The following is a 22,577-nucleotide window of genomic DNA, read 5'->3' on the forward strand; positions in this document are numbered from 1 at the left end:
CACGCCGAGCAACTGCCCCCCTGCCCCGTCGGCGAGAAACTAGCGGCCCCCACCGCGCGGGGCTTACCATCGCCATGTTCGGTACGACCCTTTCCCACGCGAACCATGGGGTTGGGAGGATTCAGACGGCCAGGTCCGAATAACGGCCGCGGGTGACGTATTCTTCACCACTAGGTAGCCTTACTCCCCTGTATCCACGCCCCACTGCGAACCGAGCACCGAATTTCATGGCTGACTTCATCAAGTTCGTACTGAGCAACTTCACGCTCACCTTCCTGGTGATCGGCGCGGTAGTGTCGGCCATCTCGCTGGGGGTGCGGCGCGCCGACAACAGCCAGGAGGTGGCCAAACGGTTTCTGGCCGGCTACCTGTTTTTCGCCATTGGGGTTTGCTACGCCTACAACTTTGTGATGCACGTGTTCTTCGCCGAACGGGCCGCGGCCTTCATCGGCTGGAAGGACAGCCCGTTCCAAGCCGAGGTGGGTTACGCCAGCCTGGGCTTCGCGGCGGTGGCCATGATGGCGGCGCGTGGTTCGCGCGATTTGCAGTTCGGCGCCATCCTGGGTCCGGCCCTGTTCATGTGGGGCGCCGCGGTGGGGCACGTGATGCAAATCGTTCGTCAGCACAACTACGCGCCCGGCAACGCGGGCATCATGCTGTGGAGCGACCTGCTATTGCCGGTGATCGGCTTCGCGCTGTGGTACTTCGCCACCCCTCGCGAGAAGAAAGCACCAGTCGGCGCGGCGGGCTAGGCTCTGGGCTGCAGGCGGGAAGTTCCCTCCCTCGCCCGATCTCCTGCCTGCTCATTTCGGCCAGCCACACCGAAACAGGCCTTCTTTGCGCTTTTTGCGCACCTATTCAGCGCCAAACGGCGAGACTCTGATTCCCCCGGTGAGTAAAATCGGGATGCGTGGGACCAGATTGCGCCACAACTGCGCGCGCTCGGTGGCCCGAGCTGCACGGCCTGGCAAGCGATGGTCTCATGCCGGAACAAAGAAGCACTCGCGCGATTAACAGGGCTGGTACTCCAGTATGGCGAATTTAGAGAACGGACGGACACGGAAGCTGGCAATCGAACACCTGGAGTCCCGCGAGGTCCTGTCGGCGGCCGGTCTGGTGGACGTCGGCGCCCAGCCCGAGGGCGGACTGTCGGACAAGATCGTCTACCTTCACGGCGGTCATGGCTTTACGGCCGACAACCTGGAAGACGGCAGTTGGACGTTTCAGCGGGGTTTGCTGCTGGACATGATCGAAGACCTGGGCAACCAGGACCAGATGACCTTTCTGGCCGACTACCTGTTTCGCGCTGGCGCCACGGTCGTGCCGCTCCGCCCGATTGGACATCAGTCGAATGAAGTGGTGCTGGACAACGACGACGTGGAAGTCACGTTCACCGGCGACTGGAACAACAGCTCCGCGAGCATCTACTTCGGCGACCCGGGCGACGTGCCGTACCGCTATGCGAGCACCTCGGCCACCGAAACGGCCACGGCCGAGTACCGTCCCAACATTCCCGAGTCGGGCTTCTACCCGGTGTATGCGTGGACGCGCGCCGGTTCGGACCGGGCGACCGATCAACTGTACCGCGTGCATCACACGGGCGGCGCCACCGAGGTGACCATCAACCACCGCCGGGTGGGCAACGGCACCATCTACCTGGGCACCTATTACTTCGAAGCGGGCACCGAAGGGTACGTGGAGATCAGCAACCAGTCGGGCGACTCGGGCAGTGTGGTGATCGCCGACATGATTCGCTTCGGCAACGGCGTGGGCGACATCGATCGCGGGGGCGGCGTCTCGGGCCGCGACCGCGAAGACGAAGCGGGCCTGTACTGGGTGAAGTGGCACGTCGATCACTCGCAGGGCATATCGGATTCCGAGTACCGGACCTCGAGTAGCGACCGCACGGCCACCGTGTCGCTATCGCCCCGCTACGCGGAGTACATGAACCGCGAGGCGGATGGTTCGCTGTCGGACCGGCTGTTTGTGAGCTTTCACTCCAACGCGGGCGGCGGCCGTGGCGTGCTCGGGCTGCATAACACCTCGAGCGGCGGCAACACCCCCAACCAGTACTTCCTGGCCGACACACTCGGCCAGCAGGTGAACGACGATATGGTGGCGCAGAACGGTCAGTTCGAACACAACTGGCACAACCGGGGTTCGAACGTCACGTACCAGGCCAGCTTCAACTACGGGGAGATCAACAACTCCGTCATTCAGAATGAGTTCGACGCGACGATCGTCGAGACGGCGTTTCACGACAGTTCACTGGACACGGATTTGATGCTCGACCCCAAGGTCCGCGACGCCATCGCCCGGGCGACCTACCAGGGCATCGTGGATTACTTCAACAACGTCGACGGTGGAACCACGCCGAACATCGACCTGCCTGGCGCACCCACGGACGTGGGCGTCGAGACCACCGGCGCCGGCTCGGTGGCCGTCCGCTGGGAGCCACCGGCGGCCAACTCCTACAACGGTGGCACCCCCACGGGCTACCGGATCTACACGTCGACCGATGGCTATGGCTTCGATGGCGGTCGCTACGTGGCGGGCGGCGCGACCAGCGAGCTGGCGATCGACGGGCTCGACCCCAACGTGGCGTACTTCTTCAAGGTGGTTGCGGTGAATGCCGGGGGCGAATCGGCAGGCTCGCAAGTGCTGGCCGCCATTCCCAACGACGCAGCGGGCGACGTGCTGATCGTGGCCGGCTTCAATCGGCTGGATCGCACGCAGAATCCCACGCAGTCGGCGCTCGGCGGCATCGTGGAACGCGTCCGCCCCCGCCAGAGCAACTCGTTCGACTACACGGCGCAAGTGGCCGAGGCCATCGAAGCCTCCGGGCAGCAGCTCCGGGTCGACAGCGTCGCCAACCAGTTGATCGTCGACGGCACCGTGCAGTTGAGTGACTACTCGGCCGTCATTTGGATCCTGGGCGAGGAATCGTCGGTGGACGACACGTTCAACGCCACCGAGCAAACGCTGGTGGCGCAGTACCTGGCCGACGGGGGCAGCCTGTTCGTGACCGGTGCGGAGATTGGCTGGGACCTGGACAACCTGAACAACGGCCGCTCGTTCTACAACAACTCGCTACACGCCGACTACGTGGCCGACGACGCTAACACGTACAACGTGACAGGCACGGCCGGATCGATCTTCGCCGGCATGTCGTTCTCGTTCGACGATGGCAGCCAGTTCTACGACGTGAACTATCCCGACGTGATCTCCCCCACCGGCGGAGCGACTCAGGTGCTGTCGTACAGCGGTGGCACCGGCGGCGGGGCGGGCATCCAATACGACGGTGGTCCCGGCGGCAGCAAGGTGCTGATGTTCGGCTTCCCTTTCGAGACCATCACCAGCGCGGCCGTGCGGGCGGAGATCATGGATCGCGCGTTGACGTTTCTTGTCGACTCGCCGATCAATCCCGGCGACTTCAACAACGACGGCGAAGTGAACCTGGCCGACTACGTAGTGTGGCGCAACCACCTGGGCGCGGCCGACGAGTCGGGCATCGCCAACCATGGTGACGGGCAGAATGGCGTCGACATGGCCGACTACCAACTGTGGAAGGACAACTTCGGCAACACCTATCCCGTGGCGGTGGCCGCCGTGAGTTCACCAACCACAACGGCAGCGCAACCTGCCAACGGTGAGGCCACCGTTAGCAGCAGCTCGCTGGCAGCGGGCGCGGACACTTCGCCCGCAAGCGACGCCTCGACCGACTCGACCATGGCCGCCACGCAGTCGCCCAGCCGATTGCAACGTTTGGCCGATCGTGTCCAGCGCGCGAGTAGCGGCACGCCCACCGCGATGTCGTCGCCGCGCAGCGATAGCGCCGGACTGCTACTCCTGTGGCGACAAGTTCAGCAGCGCGAGAGGACGGCCCCCAGCCATCTGGCAATGCTCGACCAGGCATTCGCCGATCAAGGGGAAACACCAGATGAAGTCCGCGGTTGGAGTCGCCTGACCGAGTTCGAATAGGTTGCCTCGCCGAGCAGCGCGGGGTCGTCCGCAGTGCCCTGCTGGCTTCGCCGGGTTTTTCGCTTCGGCAAATGCTGGCTGCCTGTTCGCCTGCGGCGTGATCGCCACGCGATCAGCGCGAAAGCCGGGCGACCAATTGAGTCGGAATCTCCGTTCCCGGGCAACATATATCTTCCCCCGGTCGCCAATCGCATCATAATGGATATTGCGACTGGTTTTTCGCCCCCATAGCACTCTCCGCACGGTGTGGTGAAGTCGCGCGAATCGAAGCATTCGCTAGTTTGCCAGCAGGCATGGATCATTTTTCAGAACAGTTGCCCAGTATCTCTTGCTGGGCATACAGTCATGCGTGCGGCCTTGGAACAGATCGATATGAATATGCGCATAGCTTTGGCGGACGATGAGCTGGATTCCCGCCGCATGTTGGCCCGGATGCTGGTAGCACTTGGGTACGACGTATGCTACTCAGCTGAGGATGGAGAGGAATTGCTGCAATTCGACCTGGAACAGCAAGTCGATGTGGTGATCCTCGATCTCGACATGCCGAATCTCGATGGGCTGGCAACGGCCGAAGAGGTCAGCCGTCGTGGTATCCCGGTCATTCTGCTTTCGGGGCATGCCGACCTCGACAGCGTGGTCGTGGAGAAAGAACCGGTACTGCTGAAATTGTCCAAACCCGTTGAAGCGTCCCCACTACAGGATGCCCTGCTGCTGGCCGCTGAAAGGCGTCGATGAGAACCGTCTTGCCGCAAACCACAGTCCCTCGAACTCCGTTGGCGCAAGCTACCGGCTGGCCGCCGACGATTGTCCGGACGGCGGCCCTAATCAGCATCCTGGGAGCCCTGATCACCGGTATTGGCTGGATCTTCGATCGGCCGCGGTGGACCGATTGGTGGGGCGATGACATTTCGATGCTGTTCAACACCGCTTTGTGTGTACTGCTGTGCGGCGTTGCGCTACTGATGAGCAGATGGCAGGACAATCCGTTATCTCGTCGATTGATGCGAATCTGTGGCGTGGTTGTGGCGACGATCGGTGGCCTGACAATCCTGGAACACCTGACCGGAATCAACCTGGGGATCGACACGCTGCTGATCTCGCGTAACTGGGGTCAAAACGCGGTGACCTCCAACATGCGGATGGGCCCGCCCGCGGCCACCTCGTTCCTGCTGCTGGGCATCGCCATCGTGATGACGACCGGCTCGCCGCTGACGCGCCGTAACGCTTCGGCCCTGACACTGGTGCCGCTGTTCATTGCCTCGCTGTCGATCATTGGTTACCTACTGGATGCCGATCAGTTGTACGGCGTTGCCAAGTACAGCGGTATCGCTCGTCAAACGGGTGTCCTGCTGGCTGTGCTCGGTATTGGTGTCATCACATCGGTGCCCGAATTCGGACTGACGGCCGCCCTGCGACGACAGGACCTGGGCGGCGAAGTGATGCGTCATTTGCTGCCATCGGTGCTGATGATACCTGTCATGCTGGGGTGGGCCCGCGTGATGGGTCAGGAAGCCGGATTGTACGACACCGCGTTCGGCACCTCGTTGCTGATCCTGTTGCTGGTGGTGCTGTTGTTCGCCCTGCTGTGGTGGGCTTCGTCCAGCATCAGCAAACAGATCAAGCTTACCGAAGATGCCCACCTGCGTCTGGCGGCGATCGTCGCCAATACCAGCGACGCCGTGGTGGGCAAGCGGTTGGACGGAACCATCGAAAGCTGGAACCAGGGCGCCACGGAGCTGTACGGGTATGCGCCGGCCGAAGCGATCGGCAACTGTATCACGATGCTCGTTCCACCCAATCGGTTCGAGGAAGAAGACCGAATACAAGAGCGGCTAAGATTAGGCGAGAAGGTTGAACCGTACGAGACCATCCGCTGGCGCAAAGACGGCAGCGAAGTGTACGTGTCGCTCACCGTCTCGCCCATTCTGGATGCGTTTGGCAACATCGTGGGAGCTTCGCACATTGCCCGCGACATCACCCAGCGGATCAAAGCCGAGGAAGCGATGCGCCGCAGCGAAGCGGAGCTGCAGGCGCTGGCCGACTCGATTCCGCAGCTCGCCTGGATGGCCCAGCCCGATGGTCACATCTTCTGGTACAACCACCAATGGTACGAGTACACAGGAACCACGCTGGAGGACATGGAGGGCTGGGGATGGCAATCGGTGCACGACCCCGAGGTGCTGCCCCAGGTGCTGGAACAATGGAAAAGCTGCCTGGCCCGGGGCGAACCCTTTGAGATGGAGTTCCCGCTGCGGGGCGTCGATGGACGCTTCCGCTGGTTCCTTACCCGCTGTCGACCACTGTGCGACGCCGAGGGCAACGTGCTGCGGTGGTTTGGCACCAATACCGATTTGGAAGAAGTCAAACAAAAGGAACACGCCCTGCAGCAGAAGACGCAAACCTTGGAGCTGCTGAACAACGTAGGTCAACTGCTGGGAAGCAAGCTCGACATCGACGAGCTGCTGCAATCGGTCACCGACGTGGCCACCAAGGTGAGCCAGGCCCGGTTCGGCGCGTTCTTCTACAACTCGACCGACGACGACGGAGATTCGATGCTGCTGTACTCCCTGTCGGGTGCTCCCCGAGAGGCGTTCGAACACTTCGAGATGCCCCGCGCGACGCCGCTGTTCGAACCAACGTTCGCCGGCACCGAAGTGGTTCGCTCAGACGATATCCTGGCCGACCCCCGCTACGGCAAGATGGCCCCGCACCTCGGCATGCCCGAGGGGCACCTGGAAGTTCGCAGCTACCTGGCCGTGCCGGTCAAGTCGGGGAGAGGCACCGTGCTTGGTGGGCTGTTCTTTGGCCACCCCGAGGTGGGACGATTCACCGAGGCCACCGAGCGAATCATCGAAGGCATCGCCTCCCAGGCCGGTATCGCGATCGACAACGCCCGCATGTACGACAACCTGAAACGGGCCGCGGTCGAGCGTGAGGAACTGCTCGTCGCCGAACGCTCGGCCCGTAGCGACGCCGAACGGCTCAACACCATGAAGGACGAGTTCCTGGCCACGTTGTCGCACGAACTGCGGACGCCGCTCAATGCGATCCTCGGCTGGTCGCAGATTCTGACCATGGGCGAGGTGACCGACGAGGACTTCTCCGAAGGTATGGACGCCATCCAGCGCAATGCCCGCGCGCAGAACCTCCTGATCGAAGATCTGCTGGACATGAGCCGGATTATCTCGGGCAAGATTCGCCTCGAGGTGCGGCGGATCAATGTTACCGACATCCTGTCGCAGGCGGTCGAGACGGTGCGGCCGGCGGCCGAGGCGAAACAAATTGAGCTCGTCGAGCGGCTCTCTGCCTCCGACACCAAGATTCGCGGCGATGCGATACGTTTGCAACAGGTCTTCTGGAACCTGCTCTCCAACGCCATCAAGTTCACGCCCCGCGAGGGTCGCGTGGAAGTGGTCGCACGGCAGGACGCGGATCACCTGATCGTCGAGGTGAGGGATTCCGGCATCGGTATTCCCAGCGATCTGCTGCAACACGTCTTCGAGCGTTTCCGCCAGGTCGACTCCTCCTCCTCGCGGGCGTTCGGAGGACTGGGGATTGGCTTGTCGATCGTCAAAAATTTGGTGGAAATGCACGGTGGCAGCGTAGACGTGCAGAGCGAGGGAACCAACCAGGGTTCCACCTTCACCGTGCTACTGCCGCTGAACCCAACGCGATCCACTGCCGTTTCGCCCGATAAGTTCAAACTGCCGGAGGGCGATAACTCGGACGACGCCTCTTTGCTGGCCGGGCTTCACGTACTGGTGATCGACGACGAGATCGACTCGCGGATGTTGCTGCAGCGGCTGCTCAAGGAATACCAGGCCACCGTGGACGTGGCCGCCAGTGCGGAGGAGGCCTTTTCGCGCATCGATATGCAGGTGCCCGATCTGATTGTCAGCGACATTGGCATGCCGGACATGGACGGCTACGAGTTCATTCGGCGGCTGCGGCGACGTGGTCCCCACGAAGGAGGCGACGTGCCGGCCGTGGCCCTGACGGCCTTCGCCCGTGGCGAGGACCGCGAGCGGGCCCTGGAGGCCGGCTACGAGGATCACCTCACCAAGCCAATCCAAACCCGCGAACTGGCCGCCACGCTCAGCCGTCTGCACAGCCGAGCGTGATCCCGCCCCCCGCGGCTCCCCCCCAAGTTACGTGCCAAACTTTTCCAGACCCCCGGGTCTGGTATAATTCGCCCTTTGCGGCGTGCGCCGCGGAGGTTTCATCCGGTTCACAGAGATCAGCGCGAAAGGTTCGCTATGCCCACTCACAAGCTCACCGCCTTTGCCCCACTGGTTGTCCTGTGCGCGATTGCTAGCATCCCGCTGGCCATCGCCCAGGCTCCGGCGACGAAAGATAAAGAGAGCTCGAAGAAGCTCACCCCCGTGCCGGTCGAGGCGGACACCGCGAAGATCAGCGGCAAGAACACCTGTATCGAGTTCGTTGGCCTCCACACGGGCGACGACCCCAAACCGCGCTTGGGTGGATTCAAGAAGTTCGACGGCGTGCTGCTGGTCGAACAAGGTGCCCTGAAGAAGATCAGCGTGAAGATCGAGATGGCCTCGATCTGGACGGAGTTCGACAAGCTGACCACGCACCTGCAGGCGGCCGACTTCTTTAACGTCGAGGAGTATCCCACCGCCACGTTCAAGAGCACCAAGATCACGCCGGCCGACAACAAAGGCAAGGTCAAGGTAACCGGTCTGCTGAACATGCATGGCACCGACGGCGAGATTACGTTTCCCGCCACGGTGAAGGTGACCGACAAAGGGATCACGCTGACCAGCGAGTTCAAGCTCGACCGCACCGCCTTCGGCATGACCGACCACGCCGATGGCGTCGAGGCCATGGTCAACGTCGAGGTGAAGGTGGGTCAGGCCACCAAGGGTGTGGAGGAAGACGAGAAGGAAAAGAACCCCGCCAAGGAAGACACCAAGTCCGCCCAAATCGAGCGTCCGCGCTCGGGCTTGGCGGTTGGCGAGTCGGTTGAGCCTTGGACCCCGGTGCACGTGGCCGGTCCCGACAAAGGCACCAAGGCTTGCCCCGTCTGCAACTACCTGGCGCAACCAGCGATTGTGATCTTCGCCAAGGACGGAGCCAATACCACCCAACTGGTCGAGGAAGTCGAAAGCCTGGTGGCCAAGCACAACGAGCAAGGCCTGAAGGCCTTTGTCGCCGTGCTCGACACCGCGCCGGAAAACGTGGAATCAATGGCCAACCAAAGCGGCATCGTGCTGACATCCGTTTGCTATCCCGACACCAAGACCGGCAAAAAGGACCTGGCCGCCTACCACGTGGATCCGAACGTGGAGAATACCGTGATGATCTACAAGCAGTACAAGGTAGTGGCCAACTGGGTCAATCTCCCCTCGGAAGACGCAGGCCAGTTGCGCAAGGCTGTCGAAGAGATGGTGAACTAAAGCACTCTGCCCCGCTGAGCTCGGACAGCCAGGGCCCCGCCGACGACCCCGAGCACCGCCATGGAAAGCGTTGAAGCTTCCGGAATCACCTCGAAGTGCACGTTGTCCAGCGCGAATCGCGTACCACCGGTGACAGTCCAGGTGACGTCGGCCCGCACGAACGGCACGTCGCTATGCACGCCGGCAAAGCCGCCAATAAAATCGGGATCGAGCACGCCATTGAAGGTGAGACTGCCGAGCGACTCGTCGTCCTCGTCGAATAGCTGAATCACCGACCAGCTCGGGTCGCCGTCGGAGGCCCAGCCGTAGCCCAGGCGACTGATGGGCGTCGTGAACAACATCGATAAAACGCCGTCGGCGTCGCCTTCGATGTTGGCGACCGTGATGTTGTTGGTATCGCCAGGTCCACTGGCGATGGTCGCGTCGTTGCTCGGCATGCCATTGACCGTGAAGCCAAAGCTGACGTCTTCGATCATGTTGCCGTCCACCACTTCGTTGGTCTCGACGGTTCCAAAGTCGATGAGCGTTGCGCCGCTCGAGAATTCGTCCGCAGTAATGGGAGTAAGCGTTGCCCCCTGCGCAGCGGCTATCGGTATCAACAACGCAGAAAATAGTATGGCCCAAAATCGACCCGACGGCTTCGATGCGAAGCCATGGTAAGAAAAGATTTGTGCCTGGCGTATCCTCCAGGGTGTCCACATCATGAGCGTTTCCTCACATGGTCCTGAATCTGTGTTCCCTCAGCGCCTGTAGCCTACCAATCCAGTCAGCGATTTCAAGCACCAAATTCCCACCAGCGATAGCAACTGCCGCTGACTGCAATGCTGTAGAAACCCCTGATCTACCGAGCCGAAGACCACCTGCGGTGCCTTGTCGCAGGCGCAACCTGCAGTCACCGCGGCAGTTTCGACGGGGCAAATCCTAACAACAGCGCAGCAAAACGCCCTCGACTTGCTGGAAGTCGAGGGCGTGAGAGAACTTGCCAGTTGCGGTGAACACCATGCGGGTGTTATCGCTTCCTCAGGTACGCACCCGCAATGATTGCAGCAACGCCTGCAGCGCAGGTACCTGCTGAGGAGGGCTCGGGTACGTTGGCCGTGATCTCCATCGCGCCGAGGTAGGCAAAGGAGCCTTCGGCCAGCGTGAGGTCGAAGAAGATCTGGCCAAACTCGTCGGGACGCACGTTGTGGAACTCGACCACCGTGTTGTCATTGCCGTTGTACCCAGCGGCCGCGGCGCTGCCGGGGCCCGAGGTCTGCAGCACCTCGAAATACTCGGCGTCGCCAACCAGACGGTACTCCGACTTGCGGACTTCGCTGGTGTTGCGGGTGCCGAACAAACGGAAATCGTACGTGTAGTCCTTATCCAGGCCGGAGATCATGAACCCGCCGGCCAGGTCGTCGTTGCCACCCCCCTGCACCCCGTCGCCGGTGCTGAAGAAGTAATCGACCGTCGCCGAAGCGATGCCCAGATCGCCAAGCAGGCTCGGATCGGGCGAGGCCAGGCCGCCGTGGTTTTTGCCGTTGTTGTGGAACTGGGCGGTAATGGTCAGCCCCACGCCCACCGGTTCGTTCTCGGTGTTCACCAGGTTGCCGATGTGTTCGCCCGGCAGAATGTCGGTACCCCCGTTCAGGGGATGCCAGTTGTTCCAATAGTTGCCGTTGGCGTCCGGCCCGATAGTGTGGTCGCCATTGGTGCCATCGTTGGCGCCAAAATCGAACAGGATCTTATCGCCCGCCGCGAGGGCCGTATTCGGCGCGTAGACCTTGTCCGGCGCCACCACGGCCTGCACCCGGGGGCGGATGATGCTGGTCCACAGGTCGTAGCCGGCACGATTGAGGTGAATGTCGTCGACGAACTTGTTCTGGAAGTCTGCGCCAGCGTAGGCACCCAGGGAATCGAACTCAGCCGGCAGGTCGATGTAGTGCAGGTTGGCGTGGTCGTCGGCATAGTCGGAGATGTAACCGTTGGCCACGTCCTCTTTCGAGCGATTGCCCTGCCGACCCGGCGTGGGCATGATGCCCAGGTAGAAGATCTCGGTAGCGGGCCGCGCGGTCTGCACCGCATTGACGAACCCTAGATAGTCGTCGAACACCTCCAGGCCGTTTGAACCGTTGGCCAGATCGTTGGTTCCCGCCCACACCACTACAGCGCGCGGGTTGTGCTTGACCACCAGGTCCTGCACCTGGGCGTTCACGTCGTCGAACATCGCCCCGCCGATACCGCGCTGGATAACGTTGTAGTCGGCAAAGTCGCGGGTCACTTGCTCCCAGCGGCGGATGCTCGAGCTGCCGACGAACAACAGCGAGTCCTGTGGCAATGGGTCGAGTGCGTCTTGCGTGTTCCAGGTGTTGATATTGGATTGGTAGGGTTGCGCCTCGACCGACGCACCACACACGAGTCCCACCGCAGCGATCGCGGCCAGCGGGAGAGAGAACTTGGATAGCATGGTTCTTTGCCTGTTCGTTCAGTTCATTAGAAGCAAATCATGGGGTGAATGAAGGACCTTCAGCGTGCATTCCGCCGGCGCCGCCAGCAGCAAGCGGCCACAACGCCACAGCCACCAAGCAGCAATGCCGAGGTGGGCTCGGGCACATTCATGGTCTCGGTGACCTCCATGGCGCTGATGTAGGCGTAGTTGCCTTGGACCACCGACAGCAGGTACTGAATCTCGTTGTTGGCGTCAGGCGTGATGCCCTTGATCTCGACGATGGTGTCGTTGTTGCCGTCGTACCCATCGGTGCCGACGTCCGTACCGGAGGTTACCAGTGTGACGAACTCTGTCTTATTACCACCAATCACGGTGTGTCGCGACTCGCGATAGCTGCCGGTAACACGGGTGCCGAAGAAGCGGAAGTCGTACGTGGCGTCGGGGTTCAACTGGCTGAAGATCAGACCGCTGGGATCGTTCGGGTTGCCGGTGTTCTGCGAACCTTCGACAAAGAAGTAGTCGCGCGTGGCGTCGGCAATGGCAAAGTCGCCCAGCAACGATGGATCGGGGTTCGTCAAACCGCCGACGGTGTCGCCGTTGGCTCGGAACGAGGGGCCATTGACCACCGAAGTGGTCTCGACGTCGATAGTGCTAGCATTGTTCTGGGTGTCGACCAGGTCGGAGAGAGTCAACCCAACCGGTACCTCGAATCCATTGGAAGCCAGGTTGTTCCAGTGGTTGCCGTTGCTGTCGGGGCTGGCCGTGATGGCGCCGTTGGCGTCGGTACGGCTGAAGTCGATAAAGAAGCTCGCGGCATCGGCCGAGCCGCCCAGGAGCGTAAGAGACAAAACACTAGCGGCAGCTAGTGCGAATTTCGGGTACCACATCACTAGACACTCCCAAGCTGTAAATCAAAAGATCAAACAATCAATTGCATGGGGCTCTTCCGCCGCAGAACATCACTGCGCGGTGGACGGCAGCCCCGCCCGTCTCGTCTTGCTTCAAAACAGGCGCTGGCAGATCCGCATGACAAGTCAACGCGTCGTCCACCTGTTGTGGCGAGCCTCCCTATAGCGGGGAGCACTCGTGCACCGCCTGTGCAGGAACAGCCTCGAGAGACCGCCCCCAATCAGGTGCTGGCAACTCGTAGCGACCACCGTAGGTCGGCACGCGCGCCAAACAACCTACACTTCATGTTAATCACAGCCCCCGGCTGACAGGAATTTCGGTAAGAATTTTGCCGAATCTTAACCAAGACCCCTTTATCCCCAAAAAACACCAACATACGCCTTGAGGTTGTCCGAACCTTGGCCGAGCAACAGAGCCCCGCCGGCAGACCGCGCAGCCTGGGCTATTAGTTAAATACCGCCAACGGGCCGGGGAGTAACGTGGACCCAAAGGTCGGCTTTGGTCGCCGATTCCACCCTTGTGCGGGCAGGCGTCCGGCGGCAGCGATTGCATCTCCCCTGCGAACGGGTGCATCCATCGCGCGCGGAGTTATGGGCCAACCTCCCCCACTCGCATCCATGGGCCCAAAACTCCGGGGGTTTTGGTCACCCCCCAAGTGGCAAAATCCCTTGTTTTCCAGTCCCAGCCGACCACCCGGTGGGACAAACCCCCAGGAGTTGTTCCCCAACCTTGCGGCGGGGGGCCCAAAACTCGCAGCGCGGGCCCAAAACTCCTCAGCCCTCCAGCCCCCCAGCCTCACCTACTCACCTACTCACCTACTCACCTACTCACCTACTCACCTACTCACCAGCGGCTAGCGCATCTTCACCCCATGCACGCTGCAGCACGCGCGGCACCTTCATTAGATCACACCACGACGGAAGAACTACAGCAACTTTCATACAGCCGAGATTTTGCCACCCGGCCCTGCCCTGCGAGCACCTTGAAAACGAGTCCGGCAATCAGGGTCGTTGAAACCTTCGATTGGTCGTTTTGCTCGAATGCATATCGAGTACATTGGGCATACACGGGCAGAGTCCGTGGCACACAGCAAAGTGACGTAGGTCGGTGTCACCCGTCCGATGAGTTTGACATGCAGCAAAACAGCAGGGATGACAACCCTTACCGAGCAGGCTCGGCAGAAACGGGTGCAAACGCAAGAGCTGGGCCACCCTCACGTGTCGCTGTGATGGGGTTCTGGTTATCAGCAACAAGTGCGTCAGCTTTCTTCATTGCCTCCTTGATTCCTGCGGGATACTTACGTCTCTTCTTGGTTTGTGTTCTTTCTGGACTCGCGATCCCAGGGCTAATTCTTAGCTTTGGTGCCAGATGGAAAGGAGAAAACCGAGTTGTGACTTTCCTTGGAATTATTTTTGCATTATTCGGGGCAATGCAGCTTGGTACCTTTGTTAACTTGATAATAGTGAATTGGCCACTTGCTAAGTGACCGTACCGGCCGGCGTGGCACTGCCCGCCGGTACATTTCGGGTGCCACTGCTGGCTTGTCGAGTGTGGAACCATTGAGTGAGTCGGAGCAGCTAGTTGGGCCAAACATAGGCCGCCACGATGTCACTTGACCAGCAGTGTGCTTAAGGTTGGGCGTGTAACTCACCACTGGCGTCTGGCAGCCTTTGTTTAAATGCCAGAGCACGTCCATTTGCTGGTATGCTGCCGACGGACAGGAGCAGGACGAACGACCGGCGAGGTTATCGGCCGTGCGACCGGATTGGTTTGTTGGAGAACCCATTTACGAGCTACTGAGGCTTCCCACAGAGCACTGCTGGTCCTCTGCAAGCTGGCGAACTAGTAGAAAATTGTGTGACTCGCGAAGGGTTCGAAAAAGGCAAGGCTCGACAAGCCAGCAGTTGCACCCGCGCGAAGCAACAAACCTGCACATAGTACCGCGGCCCCCTGCGCTAATCGGCATCACCTCGCTCGGGTTCTGCTGCCCGGGGGCGGCGACTATCGTAACCACCAGCCGTGCAACAGGTTGCGCAACGTGGCAGAGGAGCGCAGACGCCGCTCTGCAAACGACTCGCGCGCCGGCGACTGCTCGAGCCCCCGACTTCGCGGGGCAATTGGCGGCAGATTCGTCTCGCAATCGCCGGTCGGGTTCGGGTACAATTGGAAGTGCGCCGTTCGCGGCGCGACTCTTATCTACAACGCTCTTCGCACGGGAAATTCCATGGCAAGCCAATGGTATTGTCGGCTGATGGGAAGCGAGATGGGGCCGTATAGCTCCAGGCAATTGCTGGAGATGGCGCGTAGCCATCAAATCACTCCGGACGACGCGGTCCGCAAAGGTCCCGATGGCCGCTGGGTTCAGGCCAGTCGCGTAAAAGGTTTGTTCGAGGATCCCGGTGCGTCGACCATCATCATGGCCAGCCTGCCGCCCGAGGTGAAGCAAGCGCTCGAAAGCCAGCAATCCTCCGCCACGCACAAAGCGATGCCGAGCGAACCTGCGGCCGTCACCTGGCACTACATCTCCGACGAAGGCAAAGTGGGGCCGCTCGAGTTCGAGCAACTCGTCGCCCACGGCCGCCAGGGACTGCTGAAACCCAAAAGCCGCGTCTGGTCGTCGACCTCGCCCAAGTGGTGCCAGGCCAGCGACATCGAGGGGCTCGTGTTTGCCGAGGGGTAAGTTACCGAATAGCAAGCACCGGAGCCGCCCCGTTTCACCCAGCATCGCGTCATGCCCCGAATTGCCGCCGGACTGTTGATGTACCGCCAGTTAAATGGCGCGGTTGAGGTGCTCCTCGCGCACCCCGGCGGGCCGTACTTTGCCAAGAAGGACGACGGCGCTTGGACCGTCCCCAAGGGGGAGCCCGACCCCGGTGAGGACGACCTGCTGACCACCGCGCGGCGAGAGTTCCAGGAAGAGACCGGCGTGGTGCCCACCGCCGACCGATACCTGCCGTTGGGGTCGATCACACAAAAAGGTGGCAAAGTGGTCCACGCCTGGGCACTGGAAGGCGACTGCGACCAGGGCCAGTGCCACAGCAACCTGTTCTCGATGGAATGGCCCCCTAAGTCGGGCAAGCTGCAAGAGTTCCCCGAAATGGACCGCGCAGAGTGGTTCCCTCTCGCCGTGGCGCGAGTGAAGATCAAAGCCTCGCAGGTGCCCCTCTTGGAGCGACTCGAGGAAATGGTGCGGACAGCCTGACGACGGCCCGCTTTTACCTGCGGCGTTCGTAACGTTCGCGCTCGCGTCGACGGTCTCGGGACGATTGTTCGTCGATCGGCTCGGTACTCAAGCCACTGAGCACCGACCGAATCTGCTCGGCCGACGAAGGATGCACCCGCAACACCTGGGTTACCGGCTGCGAATCCTCGGCGGCCTCGTCGCGTTGGCGGACCAGTTGGCGAATCTGCTCGAACAGGGTGTCGTTGCAGGAGACCAACAACGTGCTCGAGGCTTCGTCCACTGACAGGGTGAGCTGGATGCCCGAGGGACGCAGTCCCGACCGCTGTGCCTGGTTGGCCAGCACCTCGGCCACGCGGGCCTGGCTTTCCCGGTTCCGGCGATCGTCTCCACCACTGACCGCGGTCAGCGGATCGACCATGTAGTCCTTGTAGAGCTCGCGAACCATCTGGGCGACGTCGTTCACGTCCGCGTACTTCACCGGAATGGAACGCGGCTCTCGATCGCGGAGCGATCCGGGCAGATCGTTGGTGTCGAGGAACTCGAGGAACTTTTCGGCCCGCTCGATCTGTTCGTCCGACCCGCTGATGAACAGCGAGTTGGTCCGTAGATCGGGAACGATGCGGATGGTTTGATCGACCAGCCCGTTGTAGTTGTAGTCGGGTCCCGCTCCGATCACCGCATTGGCATTGGCGTCGCTTTGCAGCAGATCGACCAACGTCTGCGCGACGGTATCGGCCGGCGCGGCGCGGAGGAAGAACACGGTCCACTGCGTGCGGGTGGGCATCTGGCGGACCAGGTCGCGAACGGTTTGCTCCACCTTGTCGAGGGCCACCGCATCGTTGGAATAGACGAACAACTCGCTGCCCCGGACCTCGATCGTGACTCGTGGCAAGCGCTTGCTGTTCCGGTTGGCTGCTGGGGATTCTTCAGCCGGCGCTTCCGCTGCCGCCTGGGCTTCGCCAGTGCTGTCAGCATCGGCCGACTCGCCAATGCTGGCCTGCTCTTCGAAGGCCGCCAGCAGCGTGTGGTCGGTGGTCGCGCGATTCGCCTGGTTGTCTTCCTCGTCTAGCGGCACACGTCGCAATTCGTTGCTGGACCGCTCTGGCGCCTCGGTGTCGGCGCGATCGTCGGGCACCACCACGCGGATTCGATTATCGAACTGGCGATTGGTATCGAGCATGTTCTTCACGGTGCGGGCGATCTGCTCCGCGTCGCGTCTGCCGCCCAGTGGCAGGCGACGGAACCGACCGCCGTCGCCCGAAACGCCATCCATACCACCCCCCTCGTTGAACGAGGCGAGTGCCTTGCGAATTTCGGCCATCTGCGACGATGTGGCGCGGACCATCAGCGAACGATTCTGGAACCCGGGCATGATGACCGGCCGATCGTCGCGGTCCTCGTTCTTGAACAACGAGTTGAGCATATCGCACATCGCCAGCGGATCGGACTGCGTGAGCGGAATGACCTCCATACCATCACCAACGCCTCCCGAGTCGATAATCTCGATCAACTGCTCCACCTGCGCATGCTCGGCGGGAGTCGCCAGGACGTGAATCGCGTTATGGCGACCATCCTCGTTGATCACGACACCCGGCATGACCGAGTCGACTGTTTCGGCAACGTCGTCTTCCTCCGAGTTCTCGACCTTGTACACGCGGAGTTCCGGCACGTTGCTGGTGAACTGCCCGGCCCGCTCGCCGCTTGGCTGGACATCGATGGTTTGCAGGATGTTCTCCACCAGCTCGATGGCCGCCGGCGTGGCGGTTACCAACAGGCTATTGGTTTGGCGAAGCGACGACACCTTCATATTCATGGCGATGTTGTCGACCAGCGGCGCCGGCCCCGCGGGACGGTTTTCGTTCCCCTCACGGTCGCCCCCCCGTTCTCGCCGCTCCCGCCAGGCGGCCCGGCGCTGCATGGAAGCCTGAAAGGGATTGGTGCCCAAGCCGAAGAGATTTTGTATCTGTCGCTCCGCATCCATGGCGGGGATGTGCCGCAGGGTGAACGACCGGAAGATCAACTCGTCGTCGGCCGGCGGCGCTTTGGCATCGGCCAGCAGTTGGACCGCTTCCCGCAAACTCTTGCCGAAGCCTTGCAGCACAAGAGCGCCCGACGAATCGAGCGGCGAGGCCACGCCCTTGGGCCCCAGGATCTGGGTCACCTGGCTGGCCACTTGCTCCGGCGTGAATCCGTCCACCTGTACCACGATCCGCAGCAGTTCGTTATTGCCGAACCGTTCGAGCTGCGAAGCGGGAACTGTCGGAATCAGGTTGGGCAGCATCGGATTGTCGGTCTTCATCGCCACCAGGAACTGATCGCGACGCAGCAATACGTACCCCCGCGGCAGCAGGTAGCCGTTCATCACGTCGATCGCCTCGGTCACCGTGTACCGCTTGTCGTCGATATAGTTGAATGTACCCTCGGGCTCGTCGGCTAGGTCGAGAGAGAGCTCGGCCTTCTCCGCAATCCACTGCAGCACCATCGGCCAGGATGCTTCGGCAAAGCTGAACTGCAACAGCTGCTGGTCGCCGATGGACGACTCGGCCGCGGCTTCGCTGCTGGCCGGTTGGGGCGGATCGTTTGCCGGAACCTCCTCTTGAGCCCTGGCAACTTGGGCACCCAACGAGCAAAAGGCTATCAACCCACTCGCGGTAAAGATACTCAGCCGCGCAATAAACATGCGATCCATGGAACACCCGCCGTTTTTTGAGAGTCTGACTAACGCCACCGGCCGCAGCCGTAGCGAGTTGAGCCCTTGCCGCACTTGTATCAACAAAGGTGGGATATTGGTTGATTGCGGTCCGCAGCGGCAGCCCGCAAGCAAAGGCTCTATGCTTCCCGGATTGTAGCACGATCGGCCGCGCTTGACCAATTTCTCCTTGGAGCGACAAGAGACGCCCGGTTTGTAGAGACGGAGGGCTGGTTTACGGGCGATTAACGACTGAGAAAAGTCGAAGCTTCACGGCAAGCTGTTCAAACTGGAGCAGTCACCCAAGCTGGGACAACTGTGAGAGTGCCCCTAGATCCCCATCGGCAAACACTCGTGTACTAGAGACGCCCGCTCTTCCAGAGTGCAGAACGCCCAGGCATTTCAAAATTGAGATCTTCCCAAACATGGGAACTTAGCATGTCGTCTGCAGAGCTTTCATCCCCATCGTGGCCTCCCGCCACATCCGAATTCGTCTTGCGTCGCGCGACGGCATATCGGAGCAGAAGGTCGGGGCCGATGGTCGCCACAGGAGCCGAGGACGTTCCTCCGGCGCTCGCGGAACGCCCGCCGAAGTACTTCAATCAGTCTTTCACTTGATCGCATCGCCGCCTTCGGTTGCGGCCTGATACTTGCGTTCCCTCCATGGTTCCGCCAAAGACGCCATCCGACTCTCCCCCCTGCGTGTTCGCCCCAATTGGCAGATTCCCATGAAAATGGACCACGCAGGTTGCTTTCAATTTCGCCGGTGGCAAACCACCACCGCCAGGCCGCTGAGCCCCAGCAACATCAGCGACGTTGGTTCGGGGATAGCCGTAAACGGAGTCACGTCCTCCCAAGTGCTACCGATTCGATACTCGTCGAACGTGAATTCCGAGTAAGGGCGATTGCCGCTGTCGTCGCCCACTTGCACGGCCAGCCAGTCGCCGGGCAGGTACAGCGGGTCGTCGTCCTTTTCCCAGTTGGCGACCAGCGAAGGGGTGTTCTGCCCTTCCGACTCGAGAAGCGGATCGAGATACATATGGATCTGATCTCCGTCGCCATCGCCCGCCGCGTGGTCGATGCGAAACACCACCAGGTATGTGTTACTGCCCTCGCCGAACGGCTGGTCGATGATCGGAGCATTCGACTGATCATCGAGGTCCTGGCCCGACAGTCGCCACACATCCTGATCGACATTCGACAGGTTGCCAATCAGCAGCGGCACCTGATCGCCGTTGTCGTTGCTGTACATGTTGACCCCTGCCACACGGGGATACAGATTGTCGCCCCACGGATAATTGCCGCCATAGATCGGATCGTTGGGGTCGGCAGCCGCGCCGCTGCGACGCGCGAGAAACGAGATGTAGGTCGACTCGCCCAGTTGCGGCGGTGCGGGGTGTGGAAGTGCCGATTGATCGTACGTGCGGGCGATCTTGGTACTGCCGTATTGCCCGGTAAGAAACAGGCTGCCGCCCGCGGTCTGCAACCGCGAGCCATCCGTATCGGTGTAGGCGAGGCTCGAAGGCACCAGTTGAACGGAGTCGGAGGAAGGAACGCCAGCACCCCCTAACAGCGTATTACCAGGCTGCCACGTGTTGACGAAACCGGTGCCGCCCGAGACGTTGAGAATCGCATCACCATCGGCGTATTCGCTGAAACCTTCGTAGACGGTCAGGGCCCCCGTAGCCGCGAGTGGAGTTGTCAGGACAGAGAGGAAGGACGCCATAACGTACAAACGCATTAGCTGCTTACTCCACGATCTGGAAGTTGAAAAGGCAAGAGACAAGTGTCGTGGAGTCGAGCCTAACCGCCAGACGCGCCGAACAGCGCGGTCAAGGCGCCCTGTAATCAGACAATCTGCAGGTTTGCCTCCCTTGCTGCCCTCAACCCGCGGAACTGTACTTCAGCATGCCATCGTGTTTTCTAATTACTAGCGCGGCGGCGACTTAAGCACACCGCGCCCGCCAATCCAATCATCGCCAGCACTACCGAGCTTGGCTCGGGTACGGTGGTCGGTGCGTAGGTGAGCGACGACACGGACGTCAGACCCAGCGGGCCCACTAGCGATTCGCCGCCGGTGGCCGGGTCGATGCGGTACAGGGCGTCGGGGCCGACCTCCGGATCGACGCCAAACAGCGAATCGAGCTCCGGCACGTACGCCACGGCCTGAAAACTGCCGAGGCCGGTCGAGCCGATCGACGTCCCCGCGCCGGTGGCCGGGTTCAGCTCGATCAGTTCGTCGCTGCCGTACGACACGCCGTAGATGGTGCCGGTCAGCGGGTCGGCCGACAGTCCGCCCATGAACGTGAAGCCGGTCGGCCCGATAGCGGCGGCCGCGCCGGTGTCGATGTCGATGCGTAGCAGTTCGTCGGTATTGGCATCCACGCCCAGCAAGCTGCCGCTGGTGGGATCGAACGTCAAACCGAATACGAAGTCATAGCCTAGTGGCCCCACCACCCCCGCTGCGCCGGTCGTGGGGTCGATCTTGAGCAGGTTGTTCGCGTTGTTATCCACGGCGAACAGCGCGCCGCCGTTGTAGTCGTACGCGAGCGCTTCGATCGCCAACCCGCCGATGCCGAGCGGACCGACGGAAGCCGTCGCAGCCGTGGTCGGATCGACGGTCACCAACTCCTGGGTAAAGTTGTCGACCCCGTACAGTTGCCCCGCCCGGGCGGCGTTGTTCCCGGGGGTGGAGGCGGCCAGCGTAACAAGCAGTGCGGCGCCCGTAGTAGTAAGGGTCGAATAGCACTTCACAGATTTCATCGCGATGCCCTTTGCCTGAAGAGAATGGTGGTCGCGAGTAGCCCAGTTCCATGGCTCCCATAACGCTGCAGCCCGACGGCACTCGCGAATCATAAGGGAAAGCGACAAGCAGCACGCCCAGGGGCAGCAAATCGGGCAGTTGCGGAAGATCGACGGCCGCTTGCGCGGAAGGCACTGCTCGCCGGTTTCTCGACGGCGGATTCTTGGCAGTTTTGCCGCGCTTCTACGGAGGGGAAAGGATCTTGGGGTCGGGGGTCGGGGAGTTTGGAGGGACGAAGGCGGAAGGAGGAAGGTGGAATGACGAGTACCGCGGAAGGGTGCCTGGGGTCGAGCCCCGCGAGCCCCCGCTCAAACCTCCCGCCTACTGCTTACCGCCTACCTCTCTCCCCTCAATCGATCATACGAATACGCGGATTCGACCGCGGTTTGTTTACACATCAGCGCATAAAAAAAGCCGGCGATTGCTCGCCGGCTTTCTTTACTACTTCTTGATCGGTGGGCGATCAGACAGGGCGTACCTGCTCGGCGCGGGGACCCTTGGGACCCTGACCTTCAACGTACGTTACCTGCTCGCCTTCGCGCAACTGGTCAAAGCTGGTTCCTTCGACATTAGACGAGTGGAAGAACATGTCCTGTCCGGTTCCCGTGTCGATGAATCCAAAACCCTTGTCCGTCAAACGCTTGATTGTGCCTTCGGCCATTACTCTCAAAACCTCAAAAAGAAAAAAAGTGACGCCGACCCAAACTTACCAAAACAGAACGGTCGCGCCACGCGATAAGACTACCATGCCCGGGCAATTAAAATAGCCACAAACTTTGGATTTGGTGACAAAAGGCCTAAAACCGCCAGTGCCCGACCCGTTCGAGTCGGCAAAACAAGACAAATCGGCGCACCAGCGGGCCTGGCAGAATTTCCAGCAATTCCAGGATGCCGCCCCCCCGGGCGGTGGGATATCTACGAAAGAGCGAGCAAAAGGCCACCGGAACCGGAGTGCGCCCCCGTCCGCCCACGCTCCGGTTTGAAAACAGGAGGGCAGCACGCAGCGTGGCTGGTCCTGCCAGCCGCGAGAGTGCGAGTGCCCAAGCAGCCCCCACCGCCGACAGGTTGACTCACCAAGCAAGGGTGGCGGTGCTGGGTTGTCGGGGTTTGGCATGAGGTGGGAGTTTGCGTTGCGCAGGGTGCTCCACTGTGCCGCCCGAGGG

The 22,577-nt window shown here is 61.4% G+C and carries 14 protein-coding genes; 7 read left to right on the forward strand and 7 right to left on the reverse strand.

The window, feature by feature from the left end; all coding sequences use genetic code 11:
* The first annotated feature begins 227 nt into the window (after positions 1-227).
* From NG895_RS14185 to NG895_RS14205, 5 genes are all read left to right on the forward strand, one after another.
* Positions 228-752 carry a DUF6790 family protein gene (locus tag NG895_RS14185; protein ID WP_252853168.1) on the forward strand — a complete coding sequence of 175 codons (525 nt, stop codon included), beginning with the start codon at positions 228-230 and terminating at the stop codon, positions 750-752.
* Between the two features lie 280 nt (positions 753-1,032).
* A complete protein-coding gene (locus tag NG895_RS14190) occupies positions 1,033-3,981 on the forward strand; it encodes a golvesin C-terminal-like domain-containing protein (RefSeq protein WP_252853169.1) in 2,949 nt (982 codons plus the stop codon).
* 372 nt (positions 3,982-4,353) lie between these two features.
* Entirely contained in the window at positions 4,354-4,716 is a 363-nt protein-coding gene (locus tag NG895_RS14195) for a response regulator (protein ID WP_252853170.1), read from the forward strand.
* Positions 4,717-4,754: 38 nt separating this feature from the next.
* Positions 4,755-8,102 (forward strand): PAS domain S-box protein, encoded by a 3,348-nt coding sequence (locus NG895_RS14200; RefSeq protein WP_252853171.1) that lies wholly within the window; start codon positions 4,755-4,757, stop codon positions 8,100-8,102.
* Positions 8,103-8,237: 135 nt separating this feature from the next.
* Entirely contained in the window at positions 8,238-9,398 is a 1,161-nt protein-coding gene (locus tag NG895_RS14205; RefSeq protein ID WP_252853172.1) for a YceI family protein, read from the forward strand.
* On the opposite strand, the gene NG895_RS14210 is transcribed toward NG895_RS14205, so the two are convergent.
* From NG895_RS14210 to NG895_RS14220, 3 genes are all read right to left on the reverse strand, one after another.
* Positions 9,395-10,000 (reverse strand): hypothetical protein, encoded by a 606-nt coding sequence (locus NG895_RS14210; protein ID WP_252853173.1) that lies wholly within the window; start codon positions 9,998-10,000, stop codon positions 9,395-9,397. The two genes, NG895_RS14205 and NG895_RS14210, sit on opposite strands and share 4 nt — an antisense overlap.
* A gap of 407 nt (positions 10,001-10,407) precedes the next feature.
* Entirely contained in the window at positions 10,408-11,847 is a 1,440-nt protein-coding gene (locus tag NG895_RS14215) for a GDSL-type esterase/lipase family protein (RefSeq protein WP_252853174.1), read from the reverse strand.
* A gap of 59 nt (positions 11,848-11,906) precedes the next feature.
* Positions 11,907-12,716, reverse strand: a complete 810-nt coding sequence (locus NG895_RS14220) for a hypothetical protein (protein ID WP_252853175.1) — start codon at positions 12,714-12,716, stop codon at positions 11,907-11,909.
* A 2,246-nt stretch (positions 12,717-14,962) separates the two neighbouring features.
* Here NG895_RS14220 and NG895_RS14225 point away from each other — a divergent pair.
* On the forward strand, positions 14,963-15,418 hold the full coding sequence (locus tag NG895_RS14225) for a DUF4339 domain-containing protein (protein WP_252853176.1): 456 nt from the start codon (positions 14,963-14,965) through the stop codon (positions 15,416-15,418).
* 51 nt (positions 15,419-15,469) lie between these two features.
* Complete coding sequence (locus tag NG895_RS14230) at positions 15,470-15,940, forward strand: NUDIX hydrolase (RefSeq protein WP_252853177.1); 471 nt, start codon at positions 15,470-15,472, stop codon at positions 15,938-15,940.
* Positions 15,941-15,953: 13 nt separating this feature from the next.
* Here NG895_RS14230 and NG895_RS14235 read toward each other — a convergent pair whose 3' ends face one another.
* The 4 genes from NG895_RS14235 to NG895_RS14250 form a co-directional block, all read right to left on the reverse strand.
* Positions 15,954-18,611, reverse strand: coding sequence for a secretin N-terminal domain-containing protein (locus tag NG895_RS14235; RefSeq protein ID WP_252853178.1), 2,658 nt, complete (start codon positions 18,609-18,611; stop codon positions 15,954-15,956).
* Between the two features lie 754 nt (positions 18,612-19,365).
* Positions 19,366-20,352: a PEP-CTERM sorting domain-containing protein gene (locus NG895_RS14240; protein WP_252853179.1), complete on the reverse strand. Its 987-nt coding sequence runs from the start codon at positions 20,350-20,352 to the stop codon at positions 19,366-19,368.
* A gap of 182 nt (positions 20,353-20,534) precedes the next feature.
* The gene (locus tag NG895_RS14245; protein WP_252853180.1) at positions 20,535-21,374 is read right to left on the reverse strand and encodes a PEP-CTERM sorting domain-containing protein; all 840 of its coding nucleotides are present in this window, start codon (positions 21,372-21,374) and stop codon (positions 20,535-20,537) included.
* Between the two features lie 503 nt (positions 21,375-21,877).
* On the reverse strand, positions 21,878-22,075 hold the full coding sequence (locus NG895_RS14250; protein ID WP_252853181.1) for a cold-shock protein: 198 nt from the start codon (positions 22,073-22,075) through the stop codon (positions 21,878-21,880).
* Positions 22,076-22,577 lie beyond the last annotated feature (502 nt).

This window comes from Aeoliella straminimaris, from assembly GCF_024054565.1.
Lineage (GTDB): Bacteria > Planctomycetota > Planctomycetia > Pirellulales > Lacipirellulaceae > Aeoliella > Aeoliella straminimaris.